General features: G+C 62.4%; 19 protein-coding genes. 13 read left to right on the forward strand and 6 right to left on the reverse strand.

The annotated features are described in order from the left end of the window. Positions 1–26 precede the first annotated feature (26 nt). Positions 27–1,367, forward strand: coding sequence for an MFS transporter (locus AC6I99_RS11370; RefSeq protein ID WP_497960979.1), 1,341 nt, complete (start codon positions 27–29; stop codon positions 1,365–1,367). On the opposite strand, the gene AC6I99_RS11375 is transcribed toward AC6I99_RS11370, so the two are convergent. From AC6I99_RS11375 to kynA, 3 genes are read right to left on the reverse strand one after another with little or no spacing between them, the layout of a single operon-like run. After that, the gene (locus tag AC6I99_RS11375) at positions 1,354–2,211 is read right to left on the reverse strand and encodes a PaaX family transcriptional regulator (RefSeq protein ID WP_497960980.1); all 858 of its coding nucleotides are present in this window, start codon (positions 2,209–2,211) and stop codon (positions 1,354–1,356) included. The genes AC6I99_RS11370 and AC6I99_RS11375 overlap by 14 nt on opposite strands. Then, the gene (gene kynU / locus AC6I99_RS11380; protein ID WP_497960981.1) at positions 2,208–3,446 is read right to left on the reverse strand and encodes a kynureninase; all 1,239 of its coding nucleotides are present in this window, start codon (positions 3,444–3,446) and stop codon (positions 2,208–2,210) included. Before kynU ends, AC6I99_RS11375 begins: the two co-directional genes overlap by 4 nt. Positions 3,447–3,482: 36 nt before the next feature. Continuing rightward, positions 3,483–4,352 carry a tryptophan 2,3-dioxygenase gene (gene kynA / locus AC6I99_RS11385; protein WP_497945074.1) on the reverse strand — a complete coding sequence of 290 codons (870 nt, stop codon included), beginning with the start codon at positions 4,350–4,352 and terminating at the stop codon, positions 3,483–3,485. A 132-nt stretch (positions 4,353–4,484) separates the two neighbouring features. Here kynA and AC6I99_RS11390 point away from each other — a divergent pair, with 132 nt between their 5' ends. From AC6I99_RS11390 to AC6I99_RS11415, 6 genes are all read left to right on the forward strand, one after another. Continuing rightward, positions 4,485–4,991, forward strand: coding sequence for an HAD domain-containing protein (locus tag AC6I99_RS11390; protein ID WP_224090180.1), 507 nt, complete (start codon positions 4,485–4,487; stop codon positions 4,989–4,991). Between the two features lie 179 nt (positions 4,992–5,170). Beyond that, positions 5,171–6,376 (forward strand): inorganic phosphate transporter, encoded by a 1,206-nt coding sequence (locus AC6I99_RS11395; protein ID WP_224090181.1) that lies wholly within the window; start codon positions 5,171–5,173, stop codon positions 6,374–6,376. Further along, the gene (locus AC6I99_RS11400) at positions 6,373–6,594 is read left to right on the forward strand and encodes a hypothetical protein (RefSeq protein WP_216925815.1); all 222 of its coding nucleotides are present in this window, start codon (positions 6,373–6,375) and stop codon (positions 6,592–6,594) included. The genes AC6I99_RS11395 and AC6I99_RS11400 overlap by 4 nt, the downstream gene beginning before the upstream one ends. A 92-nt stretch (positions 6,595–6,686) precedes the next feature. Beyond that, on the forward strand, positions 6,687–7,685 hold the full coding sequence (locus AC6I99_RS11405; protein ID WP_224090182.1) for a hypothetical protein: 999 nt from the start codon (positions 6,687–6,689) through the stop codon (positions 7,683–7,685). Beyond that, positions 7,682–8,611 (forward strand): hypothetical protein, encoded by a 930-nt coding sequence (locus AC6I99_RS11410; protein ID WP_224090183.1) that lies wholly within the window; start codon positions 7,682–7,684, stop codon positions 8,609–8,611. Before AC6I99_RS11405 ends, AC6I99_RS11410 begins: the two co-directional genes overlap by 4 nt. A 13-nt stretch (positions 8,612–8,624) precedes the next feature. Then, positions 8,625–9,170 carry a dihydrofolate reductase family protein gene (locus AC6I99_RS11415; RefSeq protein WP_224164342.1) on the forward strand — a complete coding sequence of 182 codons (546 nt, stop codon included), beginning with the start codon at positions 8,625–8,627 and terminating at the stop codon, positions 9,168–9,170. 22 nt (positions 9,171–9,192) lie between these two features. Here the strand turns inward: AC6I99_RS11415 and AC6I99_RS11420 are convergent, their stop codons facing one another. After that, on the reverse strand, positions 9,193–9,657 hold the full coding sequence (locus AC6I99_RS11420) for a hotdog fold thioesterase (protein WP_223932901.1): 465 nt from the start codon (positions 9,655–9,657) through the stop codon (positions 9,193–9,195). Between the two features lie 160 nt (positions 9,658–9,817). Between AC6I99_RS11420 and polA the strand changes: the two genes are divergently transcribed. The 4 genes from polA (at position 9,818) to rpsA (ending at position 16,645) form a co-directional block, all read left to right on the forward strand. Next, the gene (gene polA / locus AC6I99_RS11425) at positions 9,818–12,460 is read left to right on the forward strand and encodes a DNA polymerase I (RefSeq protein ID WP_497947083.1); all 2,643 of its coding nucleotides are present in this window, start codon (positions 9,818–9,820) and stop codon (positions 12,458–12,460) included. A gap of 81 nt (positions 12,461–12,541) precedes the next feature. Beyond that, complete coding sequence (locus AC6I99_RS11430; RefSeq protein WP_497960982.1) at positions 12,542–13,882, forward strand: GNAT family N-acetyltransferase; 1,341 nt, start codon at positions 12,542–12,544, stop codon at positions 13,880–13,882. 48 nt (positions 13,883–13,930) lie between these two features. Beyond that, positions 13,931–14,965: a polysaccharide deacetylase family protein gene (locus AC6I99_RS11435; RefSeq protein ID WP_497960983.1), complete on the forward strand. Its 1,035-nt coding sequence runs from the start codon at positions 13,931–13,933 to the stop codon at positions 14,963–14,965. A gap of 204 nt (positions 14,966–15,169) precedes the next feature. Then, positions 15,170–16,645, forward strand: a complete 1,476-nt coding sequence (gene rpsA, locus AC6I99_RS11440) for a 30S ribosomal protein S1 (protein ID WP_216925808.1) — start codon at positions 15,170–15,172, stop codon at positions 16,643–16,645. Positions 16,646–16,757: 112 nt separating this feature from the next. On the opposite strand, the gene AC6I99_RS11445 is transcribed toward rpsA, so the two are convergent. Both AC6I99_RS11445 and AC6I99_RS11450 read right to left on the reverse strand, forming a co-directional pair. Beyond that, complete coding sequence (locus tag AC6I99_RS11445; protein ID WP_497960984.1) at positions 16,758–17,264, reverse strand: GNAT family N-acetyltransferase; 507 nt, start codon at positions 17,262–17,264, stop codon at positions 16,758–16,760. Then, positions 17,254–17,940: an IMPACT family protein gene (locus tag AC6I99_RS11450; protein ID WP_497960985.1), complete on the reverse strand. Its 687-nt coding sequence runs from the start codon at positions 17,938–17,940 to the stop codon at positions 17,254–17,256. Before AC6I99_RS11450 ends, AC6I99_RS11445 begins: the two co-directional genes overlap by 11 nt. Before the next feature lie 22 nt (positions 17,941–17,962). Here AC6I99_RS11450 and coaE point away from each other — a divergent pair, with 22 nt between their 5' ends. Together coaE and uvrB are read left to right on the forward strand one after the other, a co-directional pair. Beyond that, positions 17,963–19,204: a dephospho-CoA kinase gene (gene coaE / locus AC6I99_RS11455; RefSeq protein WP_497960986.1), complete on the forward strand. Its 1,242-nt coding sequence runs from the start codon at positions 17,963–17,965 to the stop codon at positions 19,202–19,204. Between the two features lie 29 nt (positions 19,205–19,233). Continuing rightward, on the forward strand, positions 19,234–21,330 hold the full coding sequence (gene uvrB / locus AC6I99_RS11460; protein ID WP_497960987.1) for an excinuclease ABC subunit UvrB: 2,097 nt from the start codon (positions 19,234–19,236) through the stop codon (positions 21,328–21,330). Positions 21,331–21,478 lie beyond the last annotated feature (148 nt).

Raw genomic sequence — 21,478 nt, forward strand, 5'->3', positions numbered from 1 at the left:
ACGTTGCCATTCAAAGGAGAATTGCCATGTTAAGCACCACCCGCCAGCCGCAAAAACTGCAAAAAACACCACGGAAAGCCGCACTTGCCTCGTTTCTGGGCAGCACCCTGGAGTACTACGATTTCTTCATTTACGGTTCCGCTGCCGCGCTGGTCTTCGGTCCGTTGTTTTTTCCGTCCGAGGACCCTGCGGTGGGACTCATAGGCGCGTTCGCCACCTTTGGAGTCGCCTATGTTGCCCGGCCGGTAGGCGGCCTGGTCATGGGCCACTTCGGCGACAAACTGGGCAGGAAGAAGATCCTCCTCATCACGCTGGGCGTCATGGGCACGGCGTCCCTTGGCATCGGGTTCCTGCCCAGTTACAGCCAGATTGGCGTTTGGGCTCCCATCCTGCTGGTGGTCGGCCGCCTGGCGCAAGGCTTCTCGGCGGGTGCAGAGTCCGCGGGCGCATCTACCCTCACCCTGGAGCACTCCCCGGAAGGCCGCCGTGGCTTCTTCACGAGCTTCGTCATGACCGGCTACGCCTCGGGGATGGTCCTCGCAACGCTGGTGTTCATCCCCGTAGCTGCGCTGCCTACCGAAGCACTCATGAGCTGGGGCTGGCGCGTCCCGTTCTGGCTGTCCATCGTGGTGCTGGCAATCGCCTACTGGGTCCGCACGCACTTGGACGAGACGCCGGAATTCGAGGAATCAAAGGCCAGTCAAGTGGTTGCGCCCATGCCACTCCGGGAGGTCCTGCGCTTCCAGTCAGCAGACGTGATCCGGGTGGTGGGCATGTCCATCATGTCCGTCATGCAGACTATTTTCACGGTCTTCGGCCTGTCCTACGCCACAGGAACTGCGGGTTTCGACAAAGCGTCGATCCTCACCGTCAACGCCGTTGCGATTGGTTTGTCCATGTTCGTGATGCCCTTGACTGCAAAGCTCTCCGACAAAGTGGGGCGCAGGCCGCTTCTCCTCACGGCTGCCCTCGGCTGCTCGGTTACGATTTTCGCCTACTTCGGTGCGTTGTCCACGGGCAACATCCTGCTGGTCTTTGCTGCGGCTTTCGCGAACATGACGTTGTTGTATTCCTGCTTCAACGGCATCTGGCCAGCCTACTTTGCCGAGCTGTTTGCGGCTCCGGTCCGCTATTCAGGAATGGCTTTGGGCAACCAGCTGGGCCTGGTGGTGGCTGGATTTGGCCCACTGATCGCAGGCATTCTTTTGGGAAAGGGACACGATGGCTGGCTACCTGTAGCGGGCTTCGCGGTCGTCTGCATGGCGATCGCCGGCGTGGCCGCCTTCTACTCCCGCGAGACGGCACGAACGCCCATCAAGGAGCTCGGCGAGCCATACTGGCGCGGAGTGGCCGCTAGGAAACAGTAACCGCGGTACTTCCCTGCAAGGTGCGGCGCACGAAGTCCGCACTTGGTTGTGCGTAGGCGTCCATAATCTGCTTGAACAACGCAGTTCCTTGGGCCCCGGGCCAGTCTTCGGGCAGGAATGTCCCGGGCAGCCCGGGGTCGAGGTAGGGGATGATCCGCCAGCGGTCAATGCATTGGACATACCTGGCAAAGGCGCCGGCATCGATGCCGACGCCGTCCCGGGCGGGCACGGCAGCCCCGTGCTCACGGATGAAGTCCTTGTATAGCTCCGCTACGGCGTCCAGATCCCACCACTTCGAGGCGGCATCCTCCAGGCTGCCGCCCACCAGCGGGGTTTGCGTCACAAAGAGGGTGGCCATTCCCCGGAGTTCGAGGTCGGCGAGGATTTCCTCCACCTCGCCGCGCAGGGTATCCGGGCAGATCCACAGGCCGGCGGCCACCGTCCCGCAGCCAATCCAGTGGAGCCTGCGCCGCAACTGATGACGCTTCTCCCGTTCCGTCTCCGGAATCGAAAAGGAGACGAGGCACCACGGATCGGACGGTGACATGCTGGTGGGGTTGTAAATCCTGCGGTCGCCGCGGGCCAGCATGGATGCGGCTCCTTCGGTCAGCGTGAAACCGGGGATCCCGTCGCGCGTCTCCTGAAGGACAACGTCCTTCTTCCGCAGGCGGCCCAGGGCCGTCCGGGTCACTGTGCCGGACGTGCCAAGGGCTTCCATGAGGACGACGATGTCCTTGGCCGACATCCAACCGCCCGCTTCCCGCAGGTACAAGCCGATGACGGTTCGCAGCAACGACGTGGTACTCCCGGGACGGGAGTCCATATCGTCAAGAACGGCACTCACAGCAGTTCGGCGAGGGCGTCGCGGATAGCTGTCACTCCCAGCTCAACCTCGGCGTAGCTCGTGCTCAAGGGAGACAATCCGATGCGCAGGCCATGTGGAGGACGGAAATCTGGAATGACGCCCCGCTCCCACAGCTTGGCCGTCACATCGGCAAACAGTGGGTGGTCCACCGTGACATGCGAGCCGCGCTCGGCAGCGTCGCGGGGGCTCACGATTTCTACTCCAAGTGGAACCAGGAGCTCGTCCGCAAGGGCGATCGCGTACTCGGTGAGTTTGACCGACTTCCCCCGGACCGAATCCATGCCCACAGAGGCGATCAGCTCCACCATGTCCTTGATCGGCTGCATGGCAAGAACCGGAGGAGTACCCGTGATGAACCGCCGGATTCCCTCGGCGGGACGGTATGAATCCGTCATGCCGAATGGATTGTCCGCACCCATCCACCCCCAGATGGGCTGCTGGAGAAGGTTCTGCCGTGAGGCGTTGACATACGCGAATGCGGGGGAGCCCGGACCACCGTTGAGGTACTTGTAGGTGCAGCCAACGGCCAGGTCGACGTCCCAGGCATCAAGGTCCAACGGCACGGAACCTACGGAATGGCACAGGTCCCAGAGCATGAGGGCACCTGCGGCATGCACCTTGCCGGTGATTGCCTTCGCGTCTGCAAGGAACCCGGAGCGGTAGGCCACATGGCTAAGAACCACGACGGCGGTCCGCTCGCCAAGGAGCCCGTCAAGGTCCGCCGCACGAACGCCGCTTGCGGGGTTGGTGGCGATCCATTTGATGCTTGCCCCGCGTTCCCTGGCGATCCCTTCGATGATGAAGCGGTCCGTGGGAAAGTTGTCCCTGTCAATGATGATCTCGTCACGGCCAGGCTGGGCATCTACCGCTGCCCGGATCAGCTTGTACAGCATGACCGAGGTGGAGTCGCCCACGGTGACCTGCCCGGGAGCGGCACCAAGAGTCACTTCGCCGATGCGGTCGCCCACGCGTGTAGGCTCATCCATCCACTGTTCGTCCCAGCCGCGGATCAGCCGGCTGCCCCAGGCATCATGGACGAAGGATTGGAGGTTCGCTGCGGTTGCCTTCAGCGGACGTCCGAGCGAGTTGCCGTCGAGATAAGCGGTGAGCTGGCCGGCGTCGGGCGTGTAGAAGGCCTCACGCTGGGCGGCGAGAGGATCTGCGGCGTCCAGCTCGGCCGACGTTGGCCGTTGGGTCTGCTGGGCAGTAGTCATGGTTCCCTCCTTGGGAAATGCTTGGCGGGTGTTTGCTTAGTTGCCGATCTCAGTACGGACGGCGTACAGCTCGGGGAAGAAGGTGAGGTCAAGGGCGCGTTTGAGGAAGTCGACACCTGAGGAGCCGCCGGTGCCCACCTTGAACCCGATGGTCCGCTGGACGGTGCGCAGATGCCGGAACCGCCAGGCCTGGAAGTTGTCTTCGATGTCCACGAGGTCTTCGCAGGCCTCGTATAGGCCCCATTGGGTATCATCCGATTCGTAGATCTTCTGGAAGACCGGAACCAGATCCTTTCGGAACGTCCAAGGCTCGCTGGTGTCCCGCTCCAAAATGTCGGCCGGGATGTCGTATCCGGCCCGGGCGAGCACCGCCAGGAAGGCGTCGTACAGGGTGGGTTCATCCAGGAGCCGGCTGAGCAGCGCATGTGCTTCGGGGTCGCTTTCGAAAACGCGCAGCATGCCCCTGTTTTTGTTGCCCAGCAGGAATTCAACCCCGCGGTATTGATACGACTGGAAACCTGAGGAACTACCCAGGAATCCGCGGAACTGTGCATACTCGCGGGGCGTGAGCGTGCCCAGGACCGACCACTGTTCTGTCATGGTGCGCTGGATGGCCTTGACGCGGGCGATGCATTTGAGCGCCTTGCCAAGGTTGTCCTGGTCAAAAAGCCTGCGGGCTTCCAGGAGCTCATGCAGGACGAGTTTGAGCCACAGCTCACTGGTTTGGTGCTGGATGATGAACAGCAGTTCGTCGTGGTGCTCGGGCTGGCTGAGCGGATGCTGCGAGTTGAGCAGGTGGTCCAGGTCCAGATAACCGCCATAGGACATTGCATGCCGGAAATCGGTGCGCACTGAGTCTTCTATGTGGCGGACACTTTGGGAGGAATGGACTGGGGGCTTTTCCATACCTTCGAGATTATCACTTCCATGACGAACGTCAAGCGAATGATTTCGCCCCGCACGTTCTTTCCCCTGACGTTCGCCGCAGTGCCGTACGCTGGGCTTGGTAGACCGGAACGCGGGGAAGGGAGGACGACCATGGCCTCCAACATGCCGGTGTCCATATATTTGGACGTCGACGGCGTGGTGAACCCGTTCGGCCCCCAGGGCGTCACTGATTGGGGTGGTGAATGGAAAATCGCCGACGCCGGCATCCTTGACGTCGCGTTCGCGCCCGAGGCAGTGGCCGAACTCAACGAGCTGGCAGAGCATCCCTTCGCCCGCTTTGTATGGCTCACCACCTGGGAACGCCTTGCCCCGGAGTTTCTCTGTCCTGCCATTGGACTGAAGGGCGAGGATTGGCCTGTCCTTACCAGCCAGGGGTGGGACCAAAGCGCGGAATGGTGGAAACTCGGGGCGCTCCAGAAGGACCTGGCCGCGATGGGAGCCGAGCGCTTCGTGTGGCTTGACGACCAACTTGGCCAGGAGTCAGACGCCCGTTCCTGGGCTGAATACCACCAGGACCGTGTGCTTTGCATCTCACCGGATCCACGCAAGGGACTCTCCCGCCGCGATCTTGCCGCGGTCCGTACCTTCCTCGGTTGACCGAAGCGACGGTACCTGTTTGGCCGCTCGGTGGTTGGCACGTAGGATTCTTAAGGTTTCAAGCCCGCCGGATAGAGTGCGGCAAGTCCAGTCAGGTGAACAATGGCTGAACTATGCTGTGCATGGCAGGTATGGGGAAGTGGAACTGCTGAACGTCGACTCTGCAGATTGGGCAACAGGTGGAAATCACCTTCATGGTCGCGCTTGTCATAGCGTTGGCCCTATTCTTTGACTTCACCAACGGCTTTCACGACACAGCCAATGCGATGGCTACGCCTATCGCTACGGGGGCGATCAAGCCCAAGACGGCGGTTGCCCTGGCAGCCGTGCTCAACCTTGTTGGGGCGTTCCTTTCAACCGAAGTGGCAAAAACCATTTCCGGGGGACTCATCCGGGAAGGCTCGGACGGAATCCACATCACACCGGACATCATCTTCGCCGGTCTGATGGGTGCAATCCTCTGGAACATGGTCACGTGGCTCAAAGGCCTGCCCTCCAGTTCCTCGCACGCATTGTTCGGTGGCCTTATCGGCGCCGCGGTGGTGGGTATCGGACTGCACTCCATCAACTTTGAAACAGTGCTGCAGAAGGTGATCCTGCCAGCTGTCTTTGCACCCCTCATCGCCGGGGCCGTAGCGTACCTTTGCACCCGCCTGGCCTACGCGCTGACCTCCCGGCACGACCCCGAAACGGGTGACAAGCTCACGCAGAAGCGCGGTGGTTTCCGGACCGGCCAGATCTTCACGTCCAGCCTCGTAGCCCTCGCACACGGCACCAACGATGCCCAGAAGACCATGGGCATCATCACCCTGGTCCTCATTGCAGGAGGCACGCAGGCTCCGGGATCCGGTCCGCAGTTCTGGGTCGTGGCTGCTTGTGCTTTGGCCATCGCCATCGGCACTTATGCTGGCGGCTGGCGCATCATCCGCACCATGGGTTCAGGCCTGACCGAAGTAAAGCCGGCGCAAGGCTTCTCGGCCGAAACCAGCACGGCCTCAGCCATCCTGGCTTCTTCCCACCTGGGTTTCGCGCTCTCCACCACGCAGGTCGCCTCCGGTTCCGTCATTGGCTCAGGTCTGGGCCGAAAGGGCACCTCCGTTCGCTGGGGCACTGCCGGCAAGATCGCTTTGGGTTGGCTGTTCACCCTGCCGGCGTCGGCCATCGTGGGTGGGCTTACCGCGCTCCTGGTGAACATCGGCGTCGTGGGTGTCGTCATTGCCGCGGTCGTCGGTAGCGCCGCCGTCGTCTTCATGTTTGTTGCGTCGCGTAAATCGCATGTTGGCCACCACAACGCAGTGGAAGTTGAAGAGGCCGGCCACGCCGTGAAGTTCAGCAAGAAAAAGAAATCCCGAAAGTCCGTCAACAACAAGGATGTGCAGCGATGAAGTGGCTGGAATTGCTTCAGGTTGCCGGCGTCACGCTCGTTGCTGCTGTGACCCTGGTGGTTCTCTACTCCCTGGGAGTACGCCTCACCGCAATTGCCGGTGACGCCCAGCAGAAGTCGCCCGGACTCGTTCGCTCCCTGGCGGCCGTATGCTTTGGCATCTGCGGACTCGCCGTGCTGTTCGGCATCTACTTGATCGTGCCCTACTTCGGAAAGTAACCGCCTCTCTGGCAGCAAAGTCCATTCGGGAGAATAATCAGCAGTGAAGTTACATCACTGCGTGATCGTGATCCGGCAGATGTGGGGCTGTCATGAAGTGCCATTCCCGAAGACATCGCATCGGACTGGCGCTCGTTCCGGTCCTGATGCTGGCACTTTCTGCGTGCGTTCCCAACAACACCCCACAGGGCAGTCCATCTCCCAATCCGGCTCCGCCCGCCACCAACGCAACATCACCAGCGGTCCCCACCGCCCTCGCTCCCACCGCCGGGCAGCCCGCAGGTCCGGCCGGACCGGGAGCACCCCAGGCAGAAGCGCCGGTGGTGCGCTGGGTACCCATTGGGCCGGTAGGCCCCAACGATCCCACAGCCGGTCAACGCTATCTCCTGCTGCAGCAATTCCAATGCGATGCGCTGGCCAAGAGCCTGGAAGGCGCCGAAGATGTTGCCGTGTGGCAAGCCGCCGCCGCTGTCTGCAAGGCACTGCAAAGTGGTGTGCAGCAGGACTGGCAGCGCGCTTCGAATGCCGTTGCAGCTACACCGCGCATACCGCAGACCCAGTGTCTTGAGTTCACCGTCGCCGCAACGTCAGCTTCTGCGGTCGCCCAACACCGCAGCAACCCGGGAGTCCAACTAAAGCCTGAAACCGCCCCGGGTGAAGCTTGCCCGCGGCACCTGAGCGGCCTCACGGTAGTAGACAACGACCTGAAGCCAGTGGCAGGCACAGCGCGTGCCTCCGGCCCCCGGTCAGGCGGCACTGTGGTCAGGCTGGATGGCTATTACGTCAGGGTCGGGGACATCCTGTTCGACGGCGTCCCCGCAGCTCCCGAAATAGTTGCCGGAGGAGGGGACTACGAAACGCTGTATCTGAGGATGCCGCCGTCCGATGGCCGCGCCGCCGTCCGCATTTCCATTACGGACACCGTGGACATCAGCGGAACAGTGACGTTTTTCTATGATGATTCCGCACCCACCGGCACGGGCCCGGGTGGAACGCCCGAAACCAATGGAACCCAGCCAAGCGCTGAGCCCACGCGGAGCGCCCCGCCGGCCATCCCTTCTGTCGGTGCGTCCCCCACGGCAACTCCATGAGCGCCGCCCAGGAGCCCGCTGCCTCACAAGAATCCGCTGCCTCTCAAGAATCCGCTGAGCGGAGCCTGGTCAACAACCGCTGGCAGCGGACCCTGGACGTCCTCTCCGTCATAGGTCCGCCCCTGACCGTGGCCACGGCGTTGTTGGTCTACTTCGGCTGGGCGCGTACGGATGCCCAGGCGAAGGCCATGGGCCTGGACGTCAGCCTGTTTGGTTATACCGTGCAGGACTTTATTCTGCGGAGTATCCAGTCGCTCTTCCAGCCGCTGGCCTGGCTCGTGGTGATCGGGTTGTTGTGGCTCATGGTGGACCGGCTCGTTTCCCGGCTCCTGGGCGCCGCACGCCACCGGACGCTTCTGCGAAGGGCCGCCCTGGTGGTGTTGGTTGTTGGTTTCGCCTACGCGGCGGTGATGTGGGTGGCGATCGTGACCCAGCCGGGACGGATCCTGCTCTACGCACCCTTCCTCATCGCCGCCGGCTTGCTCGTGGGGGCATGGGGGCTGAGCGTGCGTCGGCGGGCCGCTGATCCTGCCCAGAGGATCCTCCGCGCCACCACTCCGAGATCGCTCGAAAGGTCCCTTGTGTTCGTCCTGGTCACCCTGCTCCTTTTCTGGGGTACCTCCGATTACGCGCAGGCCCTTGGGCGGGGCGCGGCCATCGATTACCAGGAAAGATCCAGCCTGCTGCCAACGGCCGTGGTCTACAGCAAGGAGCGGTTGGCCGTGACAGCGCCCAACGTCCATGAGGACTCGGCTGGTACGGACGCTGAGCCGTTGTACCGGTACACGGGTTTGCGGCTGCTGGTGGTCAGTGGAGGAAGGATCTTCCTGCTGAACGATGGATGGACGCTTGCCCAGGGCCGGGTGGTGGTACTGCGTGATGATGGCAGTGTGCGTGTGGAGTATGGGAACGCCAGCGCCAACTGACTAGTGTGGGGCCATGTCGATCTTCCAGTATTACGTGGCGTCCACCGTGGACGGTTTCATTGCTTCCGAGGATGACGATCTCGGCTGGCTCCTGCAATTCGACCAGGTTGAAGGCGTGAGCGGCAGCTATGAGTCCTTCTTCGCAGGTGTGGGTTGTGTCGCCATGGGCGGCGGGACCTACCGTTGGCTCATGGAGCACGAGCCCGGCAAGTGGCCGTACCCGGACATCCCCTGTTGGGTGTTCACGCATCATGAGTACTCAGCTCCGGCCGGTTCCAATGTCACGTTCGTCCGTGGGGACGTGCGCGAGTTCGCACCGGATCTCCTCGCCGACGCCGGAGACAAGAACGTCTGGCTGGTGGGCGGCGGCGACCTCGTGGCCCAGTTCGCCAACGCCGGCTTGCTCCACGAGATGATCGTCACCATCATCCCGGTTGTCCTTGGCGCCGGTAAGCGGCTGCTGCCGCTGAAGGGCCCGACGGCGCCACTTGAGTTGCTCTCCTCGCGCATCCTTGGCGGGGCCGCGGCTGAACTGCACTACCGTATGCCGCCACGGTAGCTGTTAGGCAGCAACTCCCGGATCAGTGGCGGTTGTTCCGGATCATGTTGGTAATCCGGGCGGTTGAAAGCCTGCGACCTTTTTCATCGGTGATAACGATCTCGTGGGTGGCCAACGTCCCGCCCAGGTGGATCGCCGTACATGTGCCGGTTACCGTGCCGCTTGCAATGGAGCGGTGGTGCGTTGCGCCAACTTCGATTCCTACGGCGTGCCGTCCCCTGCCGGCGTGAAGCGAGGCAGCAAATGAACCCAGGGTTTCGGCGAGGACCACGTGGGCTCCGCCGTGAAGGATGCCGGCTACCTGTGTGTTCCCTTCCACTGGCATGGTTGCCACAGTCCGCTCGGCACTGAGCTCGGTAAACCGGATCCCCATTTTCACCACAAGGGAGCCGACGCCGTGCCCCGAAAGCCAATCATGGAACTCTTCGGGCACACCTGCCTCGTTCAGTTCGTCGACAAACCGGTTCGGCGTGAAATTGTCCATCATGCCAACTAGGCTGGCACCTGTGAGTGAAACAACCAAACCGGACCAGGTTCCAACGGCCCAAGCTGCTGCCATTGCAACAGCACCCACCCCCTCTTCCACCGCTTCATCCAGCACCACGGGGGAGGGCCGGCCCAGGTTGCTGGTCCTGGATGGCCATTCCATGGCATTCCGGGCCTTCTACGCCCTTCCTGCTGAAAACTTCTCTACCGCCAGAGGCCAGCACACCAACGCCGTGCATGGATTCACCTCCATGCTCATCAACCTGATCAAGGACCAGAAGCCAACGCACGTCGCCGTGGCGTTCGACGTCTCTGACGACACCACCTTCCGCAAGGCCGAGTACAGCGAGTACAAGGGTGGCCGCAACGCGACGCCTGCGGAGTTCCAAGGCCAGATCGCCCTCATCGCCAGGGTCATGGAGGCCTGGGGTATCAAGACCATCGCACTGCCCGGCTACGAGGCTGATGACATCCTGGCCACTCTAGCTGCCCAGGCGGATGCCGCCGGCTTTGAGGTCCTCCTGGTCTCGGGGGACAGGGACTCCTTCCAGCTCATCAATGACAACGTGTTTGTGCTCTACCCCAAACAGGGCGTGAGCAACATCCCCAAGCTGGATGCCGCGGCCATTGAGGAGAAGTACTTCGTCAAGCCTGCCCTGTATTCGGACCTCGCCGCACTGGTGGGCGAATCCGCGGACAACCTTCCGGGCGTACCGGGCGTGGGGCCAAAGACCGCCGCCAAATGGATCAACCTCTACGGTGGCCTGGAGGGCATCCTGGAGAACCTGGACGCCATCGGCGGCAAGGTGGGCGGGGCACTCAAGGAGAACCTGGAGAACGTCAAACGTAACCGCAGGCTGAACCAGCTGCTGACGGACCTCGAACTGCCCGTCGGGCTGGAGGACCTCCACGAGCCGCGCCCCGACCGGCAGGCCATCGAGGAACTGTTCGAGGAACTGGAATTCCGCACCCTGCGCGCCCGGTTGTTCGATCTGTACGGTGACGACACCACCGGTGCCGCCCCGGACACCATCGAAGCCCCTGAGTTTGCCACGCTCAAGGACGCCGCTGAGTTGGAGGCCTTCTTCAGCGCCGGCTCCGGCACACGTTCCGCGATTGCCATCCAGCCCGTCCAAGGCCGCATAGGCGAGGATGCCAACGCGTTGGCAGTGGTCCGGAACAATGGCGCTGCCTATATCGACCTCACGGAGTTGGATTCAGCAGCCGAGCCGGTGCTGGCCAACTGGCTCCGGGATCCTGAAGAAGCCAAGGTGGTGCACGAGTTCAAGGCCGCCCTCAAGGCCCTGCACAACCGTGGCCTGGGACTGGAAGGCGTGGTTGATGACACCTCGGTTTCCGGATACCTGATCCAGCCTGACCGCCGCAGCTACGACCTCCCTGAACTCGCCCAGGTCCACCTCAAGATCTCCCTGGGCGTTGTAACCGCGTCGGCCGGGCAGTTGGAGCTGGACCTCATGGGAGGCAGCGACCAAGCCGCAGCCGCAGCGCTCGTCCAGCAGGCCGCCGTCGTGCATGCCCTCAGCAAGCACTTCGAGAAGGAACTCGCCGACCGCAAGGCCGACGCCCTGCTGACCACGCTGGAGCTCCCTGTGTCCCGCGTCCTGGCACAGATGGAACTGACTGGTATCTACGTCTCCATGGACCGCATGAACGAGCAGCTTGCGGACCTCACCAAGGTGATCGAGAACGCCCAGGAGCAGGCCTTCGCCGCGATCGGGCACGAGGTAAACCTGGGTTCGCCCAAGCAGCTGCAGACCGTCCTTTTCGAGGAACTCGGCCTCCCGAAGACCAAGAAAATCAAGTCCGGCTACACCACGGATGCGGCATCGTTGAAGGCCCTGCTGGAGAAGACCGGCCATGAATTCCTGGTGCAGCTTATGGCGCACCGGGAATCATCCAAGCTCGCCCAGATGGTGGAAACCCTTAAGAAGTCCGTGGCGGACGATGGGCGCATCCACACCACCTACGCGCAGAACATTGCTGCCACGGGCAGGATCTCCTCGAACAACCCCAACCTGCAAAATATCCCGGTCCGCAGCGAAGAAGGTCGCCGTGTCCGCGGGATTTTCGTGGTCAGCGAAGGGTATGAATGCCTTCTGTCCGCTGACTACTCACAGATCGAAATGCGCATCATGGCCCACCTCTCCGGTGACGAAGCATTGATCCAGGCATACAGGGACGGGGAGGACCTGCATCGCTTCGTGGGCTCGCGGATCTTCAACGTCGCTCCTGCCGAGGTCACCAGCGCGATGCGATCCAAAGTGAAGGCCATGTCCTATGGACTGGCTTACGGGCTGACCTCGTTCGGTCTCTCAAAGCAGCTGGAAATTTCCGTGGACGAGGCCCGGACGCTGATGAAGGACTACTTCGATCGCTTCGGCGGCGTGCGTGACTATCTCAGGGGCGTTGTGGACCAGGCGAGGGTGGATGGTTACACGGCCACCATTGAGGGTCGTCGCCGTTACCTCCCGGACCTCACCAGCACCAATCGCCAGGCCCGGGAAGCAGCCGAGCGAATTGCCCTTAATTCGCCCATCCAGGGTTCCGCCGCCGATATCATCAAGCGGGCCATGTTGGGTGTTTCGGCCGAACTTGCGGGCCAGGGCTTGAAATCGCGGATGCTCCTCCAGGTCCATGATGAACTCGTCCTCGAGGTCGCACCGGGAGAGCGCGAGGCTGTCGAGAAACTCGTGGTGGAGCAAATGGGGGCTGCTGCTGAGCTGTCAGTCCCGTTGGACGTCCAGCTCGGCGTGGGCTCCAGCTGGTATGAGGCCGGCCACTAGCCGCCAGGCGTTCCAAGGATCGCCGGAGGGCGCGCCGCCTGAATGGTGGCGCGCCCTCCGGCGTCTGGCTAGGCTCGGGGCGTGGCTGATCCCAATGAAAGATATTCCGAAACGAATTCCGCCGAAACATATGCCGGGAAATACAGGGTTCAACAATTCCCTGCCGTAGCTGATCGCGAGGACCCCGCCTACTCCCGCTGTGCCGCGTGGGTCCAGGCAGTCTCGCACGGCTTCCACCAGCACAGACGCGACGACGACTACATCGCCAAGACCCTGCGCGCTTACCGCACGGACCGCCGCGAATTGACCGGGGTCTACATCAACGGAGACGTTCCCCAGCACGCTCTGGGCGCGGAGGTTCCGGTGGCCACGTACGGCACCATGCGCAAATCCCTGAACATCGGGTTTGGCCGGCAACTGGAATCAAACCTGGTGACCGCGGTGACCGTACGTGGAACGCACCGGCGCAAAGGACTGCTCCGGGGCATGATCACCGCTGACCTTGCCGGCGCAAAGGACGATGGCCTCGCCATGGCAGCGCTCACGGCCTCGGAGGGGTCCATCTACGGCCGCTTCGGTTTTGGCGTGGCTACTTTTGAGCGCAGCATCAAGGTCGATACCGGCCCTCGTTTCCGCCTCAAGGGGCAAGCGACGGGAACGGTAGAGGTGGCTGATCCGGCAGTTCTGCTGGACGTTGCGCCACAGGTCTTCGAGCACGTCCAGCGGGTAACTCCTGGCTCAGTAGACCGTCAAGAGTACTATCGTTTGCTGGCTTCCGGAGCGATCGGCCATGACGGGAAGCCGGACACCGGGGTAAGAAGCGCCCTGCACTACGACTCCTCCGGGACACCGGACGGCTACGTTTCCTATCGCTTCAAGGGCTGGGACGCCAAGCCGTACACCATGGAAATCGTGGACCTCGTTGCTGGCACCAATGCGGCCTACCTCGATCTCTGGCGCTTCCTTGGGAGCATCGATCTCATTGACCAGGTGACGTGGGCCGAGGCCCCCGTGGATGATCCGTTGACGTGGGCCCTGGAAGATCCCAGATGCTTGGATTCCTCGGACGTGCGGGACATGTTGTGGTTACGGATCCTGGACGTTCCGGCAGCGCTGTCCGCCCGCCGGTACCCGGCTGCCGGAAAGCTGGTCATGGAAGTCTCGGATACCCTTGGCATGGCTGGTGGCACGTGGGCGTTGGAGTCCGACGGCGGTGCTGCCGCGACCGTCACCGAGGTATCCGGCCAGGAACCGGATCTCTGGATGGATGTCGCCGATCTCGCGTCCATCTATCTTGGTGCTGTGTCCCCGGTGACGCTCACTGCTGCAGGGCGGATGCGTGAAGGTAAGCCCGGTGCCGCATTCGCAGCCCAGCAGCTTTTTGCTGTGGAACGGCCAGCACACTGCCTCACCCATTTCTAGAAATACACTTCTACAAAGAGCTCACACACCCAATAGACAAGGACATCCATGGGGGATTCCAAGCGGCGGCCGCTGGCCGGCCGGCGATCAGTGCTGCTTGGAATGGCGGGACTGGCATCTGCTGCCCTGGCGGCTTGCGCGGACAACGGGAGGCCGGCATTCCCGGACGGCGCGGGAGCAGGGCCGGCGTCGCCTGTCGCCCAGCCAAGCGCAGCGGGTGCCGGCCCTGCGACGCCACCGCCTTCGATCGCTGCACTCTCAAGCGAGCAGGCCGCCGCGGCGGTCGCCGCCAAACCCGGCGGCGGTGAAGGAGGCAGCGGTGAGGGAGGCGACAGCACTGTAGCTCCGCCGTCGAGCGTTCCTGCATCGCCAGCCACAATCCCAGGCAAGCCGCAGATCCTGGCGGAATTTGGTCCCCTGCGGCCCCAGGAGTGGGGCCTTCACGTTACGGGTGTAGTGAACAATTCTGCCTCGCAGCATGTGGCCCTGACCTTCGACGCCTGCGGTGGCCCGGGCGGAACCGGCTGTGACCACAAATTGCTGAAGTCGCTCCGCAGCCTCAACGTCCCGGCCACGCTTTTCATCAACAGCCGCTGGATTGCCGCCAACAGGTCACTTCCCGCGGAACTGGCCGCCGAGCCTCTCTTCGAGCTCGCGAACCACGGGACACTGCACCTGCCCTTGTCAGTTAACGGCAGGTCCGCCTACGGCATTGCCGGAACGGCAAACCCGGCCGCAGTGTACGAGGAACTAATGGGCAACCAAGCCCTGATGCTTGAGTTGACCGGTGTTTCGCCGCGCTTCTTCAGGCCGGGAACGGCGTTCTACGACGAAGTCGCTGCGAGCATGACCCGCAGGTTGGGGATGCTCCCGGTCAACTTCACGGTGAACGGCGACGGCGGAGCCACTTTCACGCCGGCAACCGTCGCCGGGGAAGTGGCCAAGGTTGATGCGGGGGACATCGTGATTTCGCATTTCAACAGGCCGGCCTCGGGAACTGCCGAGGGTTATGCGAAGGCTTTGCCTCGCTTGCTGGACCGCGGGGTTACGTTCGCGCGGCTCGGAGACGTTATGCCTGTGTGAAGGCCTTCGTAGTCCTGCCGGGGTCCTTTTGACCCTGCTTTGCAGATACGACTAGAATAAACGGGCGTGTACTACGTGCATGCGTCCATTTTGTATTAATCCACAAATCAGGATGACCCGGTATTTTGCCGTGTTCTGCCGTCCGGACCCGGGCGGCAGCGGTTTGCCTGACCGACACACTATCCACAACGGAGCCCCTACTACATGACCATCACCTCCACCGAGAAGCCCGGTACCCCCGTAGTCGCCATTAACGACATCGGTACCGCTGAGGACTTCCTCGCAGCTGTCGACGCCACCATCAAGTACTTCAACGACGGCGACCTCGTCGAAGGTACCGTCGTCAAGGTCGACCGCGACGAAGTCCTGCTCGACATCGGTTACAAGACCGAAGGTGTCATCCCTTCCCGCGAGCTTTCCATCAAGCACGACGTTGACCCCGGCGAAGTTGTTGCCGTTGGCGATCAGGTCGAAGCTTTGGTTCTCACCAAGGAAGACAAAGAAGGCCGTCTGATCCTCTCCAAGAAGCGTGCTCAGTACGAGCGCGCCTGGGGCGACATCGAGAAGGTCAAGGAAGAAGACGGCGTCGTTACCGGTACCGTCATCGAGGTTGTCAAGGGTGGCCTCATCCTGGACATCGGCCTGCGCGGCTTCCTGCCCGCATCCCTCGTCGAGATGCGTCGTGTCCGCGACCTCGCTCCGTACATCGGTCAGCAGATCGAAGCCAAGATCATCGAGCTGGACAAGAACCGCAACAACGTTGTGCTGTCCCGCCGTGCATGGCTCGAGCAGACCCAGTCCGAGGTCCGCTCCACGTTCCTCAACAAGCTGGAAAAGGGCCAGGTTCGTCCCGGCGTCGTTTCCTCCATCGTCAACTTCGGTGCATTCGTGGACCTTGGCGGCGTAGACGGCCTCGTTCACGTTTCCGAGCTCTCCTGGAAGCACATCGACCACCCGTCCGAGGTTGTCGAGGTTGGCCAGGAAGTCACCGTCGAGGTCCTCGAAGTGGATCTGGACCGCGAGCGTGTCTCCCTGTCGCTCAAGGCTACGCAGGAAGATCCGTGGCAGACCTTCGCCCGCACCCACGCCCTCGGCCAGGTTGTTCCGGGTAAGGTCACCAAGCTGGTTCCGTTCGGTGCGTTCGTTCGCGTCGAAGACGGCATCGAAGGCCTCGTTCACATCTCCGAGCTGGCTGTCCGCCACGTGGAGCTCGCCGAGCAGGTTGTCTCCGTTGGCGACGAACTGTTCGTCAAGGTCATCGACATCGACCTCGAGCGTCGTCGCATCTCCCTCTCCCTCAAGCAGGCTAACGAGGGCGTTGACGCTGACAGCACCGAGTTCGATCCCGCTCTGTACGGTATGGCCGCTGAGTACGACGAAGAGGGCAACTACAAGTACCCCGAGGGCTTCGACCCCGAGTCGAACGAATGGCTCGAAGGCTACGAGACCCAGCGCGCCGCTTGGGAGCAGCAGTACGCTGACGCCCAGACCCGTTGGGAAGCCCACAAGAAGCAGGTTGCACAGCACGCTGCTGACGACGCTGCCGCTGCAACGTCCGGTGAGAGCGATTCCGGCACCACCAGCTACTCCTCGGAGCCGGCTGCTGCCGAGTCCAACGCCGGTACCCTGGCGTCCGACGAAGCTCTCGCGGCACTGCGTGAGAAGCTGACCGGCAACTAATTCCGCCACCCCTCACGGGATGCGCTGAATAGCCAAAGAAGGACCCCTGCCTTGCGGCAGGGGTCCTTCTGCTTAAGTCAGGTGCGAGGGGCACTAGTGAAAAGAGCGCTGCCTATCGGAGCGCCAGCCGCGCTTCCACCGAAGGGCCCTCGACTATGAGTTCGGCACCGAGGGAAGACAGCAGGGCTTGTGCAGCCTTGTTTCCTGGCGTAGTAGAGGCTTGCAGGACGGCGAAGCCCCGAGCACGCGCTTCGTCTGCCACCAGGTGGAGGGCCAGCCGCCCCACACCCCGGCCACGGAAACTCCGGCCCAACCAGATGCCGGTTTCTGCGGAACCGGGCGCCGTTCGTTTCAGCCTGATGGAGCCAACCACCGTTCCGTCTGCCACCACAGCCCACGTCTTCTCACGCGCAGGCCCTTCAAGTCCGGCTGCAGCGGCCCGGTGATAGGCGTGGAACCAGGCGATCCGTTCAGGGTTCCAGGACGGCGTCGAGCCCAGAGGGGGAGTGACCTCATCAGCGCTGGCTTGTACGAGCGCCAACGCAAGCAATTCCTTGAGCATCTCCTCATCAACGTCGGCCAGTGCCACGCGGGGTGCCACAGTTGATTCAGGGCACATCGATCCATTCCGTTCCCTCCGGCTGGAGTACCGCAGACCCGGCGGTTAACGCCGCGAGCCGTGCACCGGCGTCGGCCATTGCTGCCGGCTCATCGGGGAGCGCCAATCTCAGGACCGTCTCGTTGGCTCCGTAGCCGGTCTCCGCCATTACGTACCCGGCCGAGCGGAGGTCATTTTCCAGTCGCCCGGCGGCGGCATGTGGAACGCTGACGGCGTGTAGCCGCAGCCTGCGGCGCTGCACCAGCGGGGCGGCATCAAGGGCAGCCGAGACCGACTCCGAATAGGCGCGGACCAGCCCGCCGGCGCCCAGGAGAATCCCACCAAAATAGCGCACGACGACGGCGCTTACGTCGCTCAGATCAGTCACCCCGGGTGATGTCTCACGTTTGAGCAGTGCCTCCAACATGGGGATACCAGCCGTGCCGGAAGGTTCGCCGTCGTCACTGGATCGTTGAACCATCCTGTCCGGACCTACAACGAAAGCCGAACAGTGGTGCCGTGCGTCATGGAACTCGCGTCGCAGCGCAGCCACAAGTGAGCGTGCCGTATCTTCGTCAGGAGAGCGGCGGAGGACGGTGATGAAGCGGGAGCGGCGGATCTCCAGCTCGTGACGGAAATCAGGACCCTCGGCCAGCGTTGTGTAGGCCGTCGCGCGGCTGTCATCCTCAATTTCCACCGCTTCAGTCTAGTGTGGAGGGGTGTTGAAGATCGGACTGACGGGCGGCATCGCCTCGGGAAAATCGCTGGTGGCGGCCAGGCTGCACGAGCTGGGGGCTGTGCTCATTGATGCTGACGTCATTGCCAGGCAAGTGGTGGAGCCTGGAACTCCGGGCCTGGCCCGTGTAGTAGAGGCTTTTGGGCCGGAGATCCTGGACGGGCAGGGCAGACTGGACCGGCCGGCCCTTGGCGCCATAGTTTTCCAGGATCCCGCTCGGCGGGAAGTGCTCAATGGCATCATCCATCCGTTGGTCCGGCAGTCCGCAGCGGCAATCGTCGCCGAAGCTACGGATGAAGACATTCTGGTCCAGGACATTCCCTTGTTGGTTGAGACAGGGCAGGGGAGCGCTTTCCATCTGGTAATCGTGGTGGACGCCCCGGATGATGTGCGGATTCAACGGATGGTCGGCCTTCGCGGAATGACCCATGAGGACGCGCGTTCCCGAATGGCGGCCCAAGCCAGCCAGGAGGCAAGAATCGCTGCGGCGGACATCGTCCTGGAAAATTCCGGTAGCCGGGAGGAACTGCTCGCCAAAGTGGATGACTTGTGGTTCGGGCGGTTGGTGCCCTTCGCTGAGAATTGCAGGCGTGGGGTTCGTGCCCGGCGGACAAATGGTCCGGTCCTGTCCGCCCCGCGAACCGACTGGGGCCTGCAAGCGGCCCGGCTCTCCTCGCGCATCCGAGCGGCAGCACCGGATGACATCCTCGCCGTGGACCACATTGGGTCTACGTCCGTGCCCGGACTGGCCGCCAAGGATGTTATCGACCTTCAAGTGACTGTTGCGGACCTTGACGCAGCGGATCGGATCGCACCGCGTCTGGCCGCTGCTGGATACCCACGTGTTCCTGGCGTGACCGCGGACACCCCGAAGCCGTCACACCCTGATCCGGCCCAATGGCAAAAGCGCTTCCATGCCAATGCTGATCCGGGACGCCCAACCAACCTTCATGTGCGCGTTGCCGGCACGCCGGGTTGGAGATACGCGCTGTTGTTCCGCGACTGGTTGAGGGCGGAACCTTCTGCTCTTGCCGTGTACGAGGCGCACAAGCGCGAAGTGGCTGCACAGCATGCCACCGACCCCGGCACCGCTGGATACGCCGACGCCAAAGAGCCCTGGTTCACGGAGGTGGCCTGGCCGCTGATGGATGAGTGGGCCAGCCGCACCGGCTGGCAACCGCCGTCGTATTCTTCCGTTGCAGCGGGACATAAAGCAGGACAATAACTGTCGGGGTGCAGGGGTAGATTGGTGTCATGAGTCTTGCCCAGGAGATCAACCGTGTCGTCGCGCCCTTCGAAGTCGTCAGCGACTACAAACCCGCCGGAGACCAGCCGGCGGCAATTGCGGAACTGACGGAACGCATCAAGAACGGCGAGAAGGACGTCGTACTTCTTGGCGCAACGGGCACGGGCAAGAGCGCCACCACTGCGTGGCTCATTGAGCAGGTGCAGCGCCCCACGTTGGTCATGGTTCAAAACAAGACCCTGGCAGCCCAGCTCGCCAACGAGTTCAGGGAACTCCTGCCCAACAATGCGGTGGAGTACTTTGTTTCGTACTACGACTACTACCAACCGGAAGCCTACGTACCCCAGACGGATACGTTCATCGAAAAGGACTCCTCGGTCAATGAGGAAGTTGAGCGCCTTCGGCACTCGGCCACCAATGCACTGCTGACCCGGCGTGACGTCATCGTGGTGGCCACAGTCTCCTGCATTTACGGCCTGGGAACGCCCGAAGAATACATCGCGGGCATGGTGACGCTCACCAAGGGCGCTGAAATGAACCGCGACCACCTCCTTCGCAAGTTCGTTTCCATGCAGTACACGCGAAACGACATGGACTTCCACCGCGGCACCTTCCGCGTCCGCGGAGACACCGTAGAGATCATTCCCATGTACGAGGAACTCGCACTCAGGATCGAATTTTTCGGCGATGAAATCGAGAACATCTACACACTGCATCCAGTCACCGGCGAGGTCATTCGCGAGGAAACCGAGATGTACGTCTTCCCGGCTTCCCACTACGTGGCAGGGCCGGAACGAATGGGCCGGGCGATCACAGCCATCGAAGACGAACTCGCCGAACGCCTGAAGGTGCTGGAGAGCCAGAACAAGCTGGTGGAAGCCCAGCGCCTGCGGATGCGGACCACCTACGATCTCGAAATGATGCAGCAGATGGGTTTCTGCAACGGCATCGAGAATTACTCCCGGCACATTGACGGCCGCGCCGGCGGTACGGCACCGCACTGCCTGTTGGACTACTTCCCTGATGACTTCCTCCTGGTAATCGACGAATCCCACGTCACCGTCCCGCAAATCGGCGCTATGTATGAAGGGGACATGTCCCGCAAGCGCACGCTGGTGGACCACGGCTTCCGGCTGCCCTCCGCCATGGACAACCGGCCCTTGAAGTGGGACGAGTTCCTTGAACGCATCGGGCAGACCGTGTACTTGTCGGCCACGCCCGGAAAGTACGAGCTCGGGAAGGCAGACGGATATGTCCAGCAGATCATCCGGCCCACCGGCCTGATCGACCCCGAAGTGATCGTGAAGCCCACCAAGGGACAAATCGATGACCTCCTGGGTGAAATCCGCCAACGTACTGAACGCGATGAACGTGTCCTGGTCACCACGTTGACCAAGCGGATGGCCGAAGACCTCACAGACTACCTCCTGGGCCATGGAGTCAAGGTCCAGTACCTCCACTCCGACGTCGATACTCTTCGCCGGGTGGAACTGCTGCGCGAGCTGCGGATGGGGGTCTTTGACGTCCTGGTCGGCATCAACCTCCTGCGTGAAGGCCTGGACCTGCCTGAAGTCTCACTCGTAAGCATCCTGGATGCGGACAAGGAAGGCTTCCTGCGTTCCTCTACCTCCCTGATCCAGACGATTGGCCGTGCCGCTCGAAATGTGTCCGGCCAGGTCCACATGTACGCGGACAGGATCACGGACTCCATGGCCCACGCCATCGAGGAAACCAACCGGCGCCGCGCCATCCAGATCAAGTACAACACCGACAACGGGGTTGACCCCCAGCCGCTTCGCAAGAAGATCGCTGACATCACAGACCAGTTGGCACGCGAAGATGCCGATACCCAGGAGCTCCTGAACAACAACAGGCTGGCCAAGGGTGCCAAACGTACGTCCGGCGCCAAAGGTGCAGCCACCGTCCGGAAGGACGGGCTGGCCGCAGCTCCAGCGGAAGACCTGGTTGGCCTCATCGAACAACTCACGGAACAGATGCATGGCGCCGCTGCCGAACTGCAATTCGAGGTGGCGGCCCGTATCCGTGACGAAGTGGGGGAGTTGAAGCGGGAATTGCGTCAAATGCAGTCTGCAGGGCACGCCTAAGGTAAGGTTATGGTCACGTAGGGGAGTATCCCAAGCGCTACGTCCGTCAGCACGCAAGGCACAGATGCCTCGCCGGACTTAGTGGGCCGCTGAACGTGCATTCACCGCACTGGCAGGCCGGAGAGACTTACACCGCTTTCCCGTACCC

This window comes from Arthrobacter sp. TmtSoilC77 (assembly GCF_059739415.1).

Bases quoted from the DNA above. Each gene is read 5' to 3' on its own strand.
- AC6I99_RS11370 (WP_497960979.1), top strand. From the start codon at position 27: ATGTTAAGCACCACCCGCCAGCCGCAAAAACTGCAAAAAACACCACGG.
- kynU (WP_497960981.1), bottom strand. From the start codon at position 3,446: ATGACTACTGCCCAGCAGACCCAACGGCCAACGTCGGCCGAGCTGGAC.
- kynA (WP_497945074.1), bottom strand. From the start codon at position 4,352: ATGGAAAAGCCCCCAGTCCATTCCTCCCAAAGTGTCCGCCACATAGAA.
- AC6I99_RS11390 (WP_224090180.1), top strand. From the start codon at position 4,485: ATGGCCTCCAACATGCCGGTGTCCATATATTTGGACGTCGACGGCGTG.
- AC6I99_RS11400 (WP_216925815.1), top strand. From the start codon at position 6,373: ATGAAGTGGCTGGAATTGCTTCAGGTTGCCGGCGTCACGCTCGTTGCT.
- AC6I99_RS11405 (WP_224090182.1), top strand. From the start codon at position 6,687: ATGAAGTGCCATTCCCGAAGACATCGCATCGGACTGGCGCTCGTTCCG.
- AC6I99_RS11410 (WP_224090183.1), top strand. From the start codon at position 7,682: ATGAGCGCCGCCCAGGAGCCCGCTGCCTCACAAGAATCCGCTGCCTCT.
- AC6I99_RS11415 (WP_224164342.1), top strand. From the start codon at position 8,625: ATGTCGATCTTCCAGTATTACGTGGCGTCCACCGTGGACGGTTTCATT.
- AC6I99_RS11420 (WP_223932901.1), bottom strand. From the start codon at position 9,657: ATGATGGACAATTTCACGCCGAACCGGTTTGTCGACGAACTGAACGAG.
- polA (WP_497947083.1), top strand. From the start codon at position 9,818: ATGGCATTCCGGGCCTTCTACGCCCTTCCTGCTGAAAACTTCTCTACC.
- AC6I99_RS11435 (WP_497960983.1), top strand. From the start codon at position 13,931: ATGGGGGATTCCAAGCGGCGGCCGCTGGCCGGCCGGCGATCAGTGCTG.
- rpsA (WP_216925808.1), top strand. From the start codon at position 15,170: ATGACCATCACCTCCACCGAGAAGCCCGGTACCCCCGTAGTCGCCATT.
- AC6I99_RS11445 (WP_497960984.1), bottom strand. From the start codon at position 17,264: ATGTGCCCTGAATCAACTGTGGCACCCCGCGTGGCACTGGCCGACGTT.
- uvrB (WP_497960987.1), top strand. From the start codon at position 19,234: ATGAGTCTTGCCCAGGAGATCAACCGTGTCGTCGCGCCCTTCGAAGTC.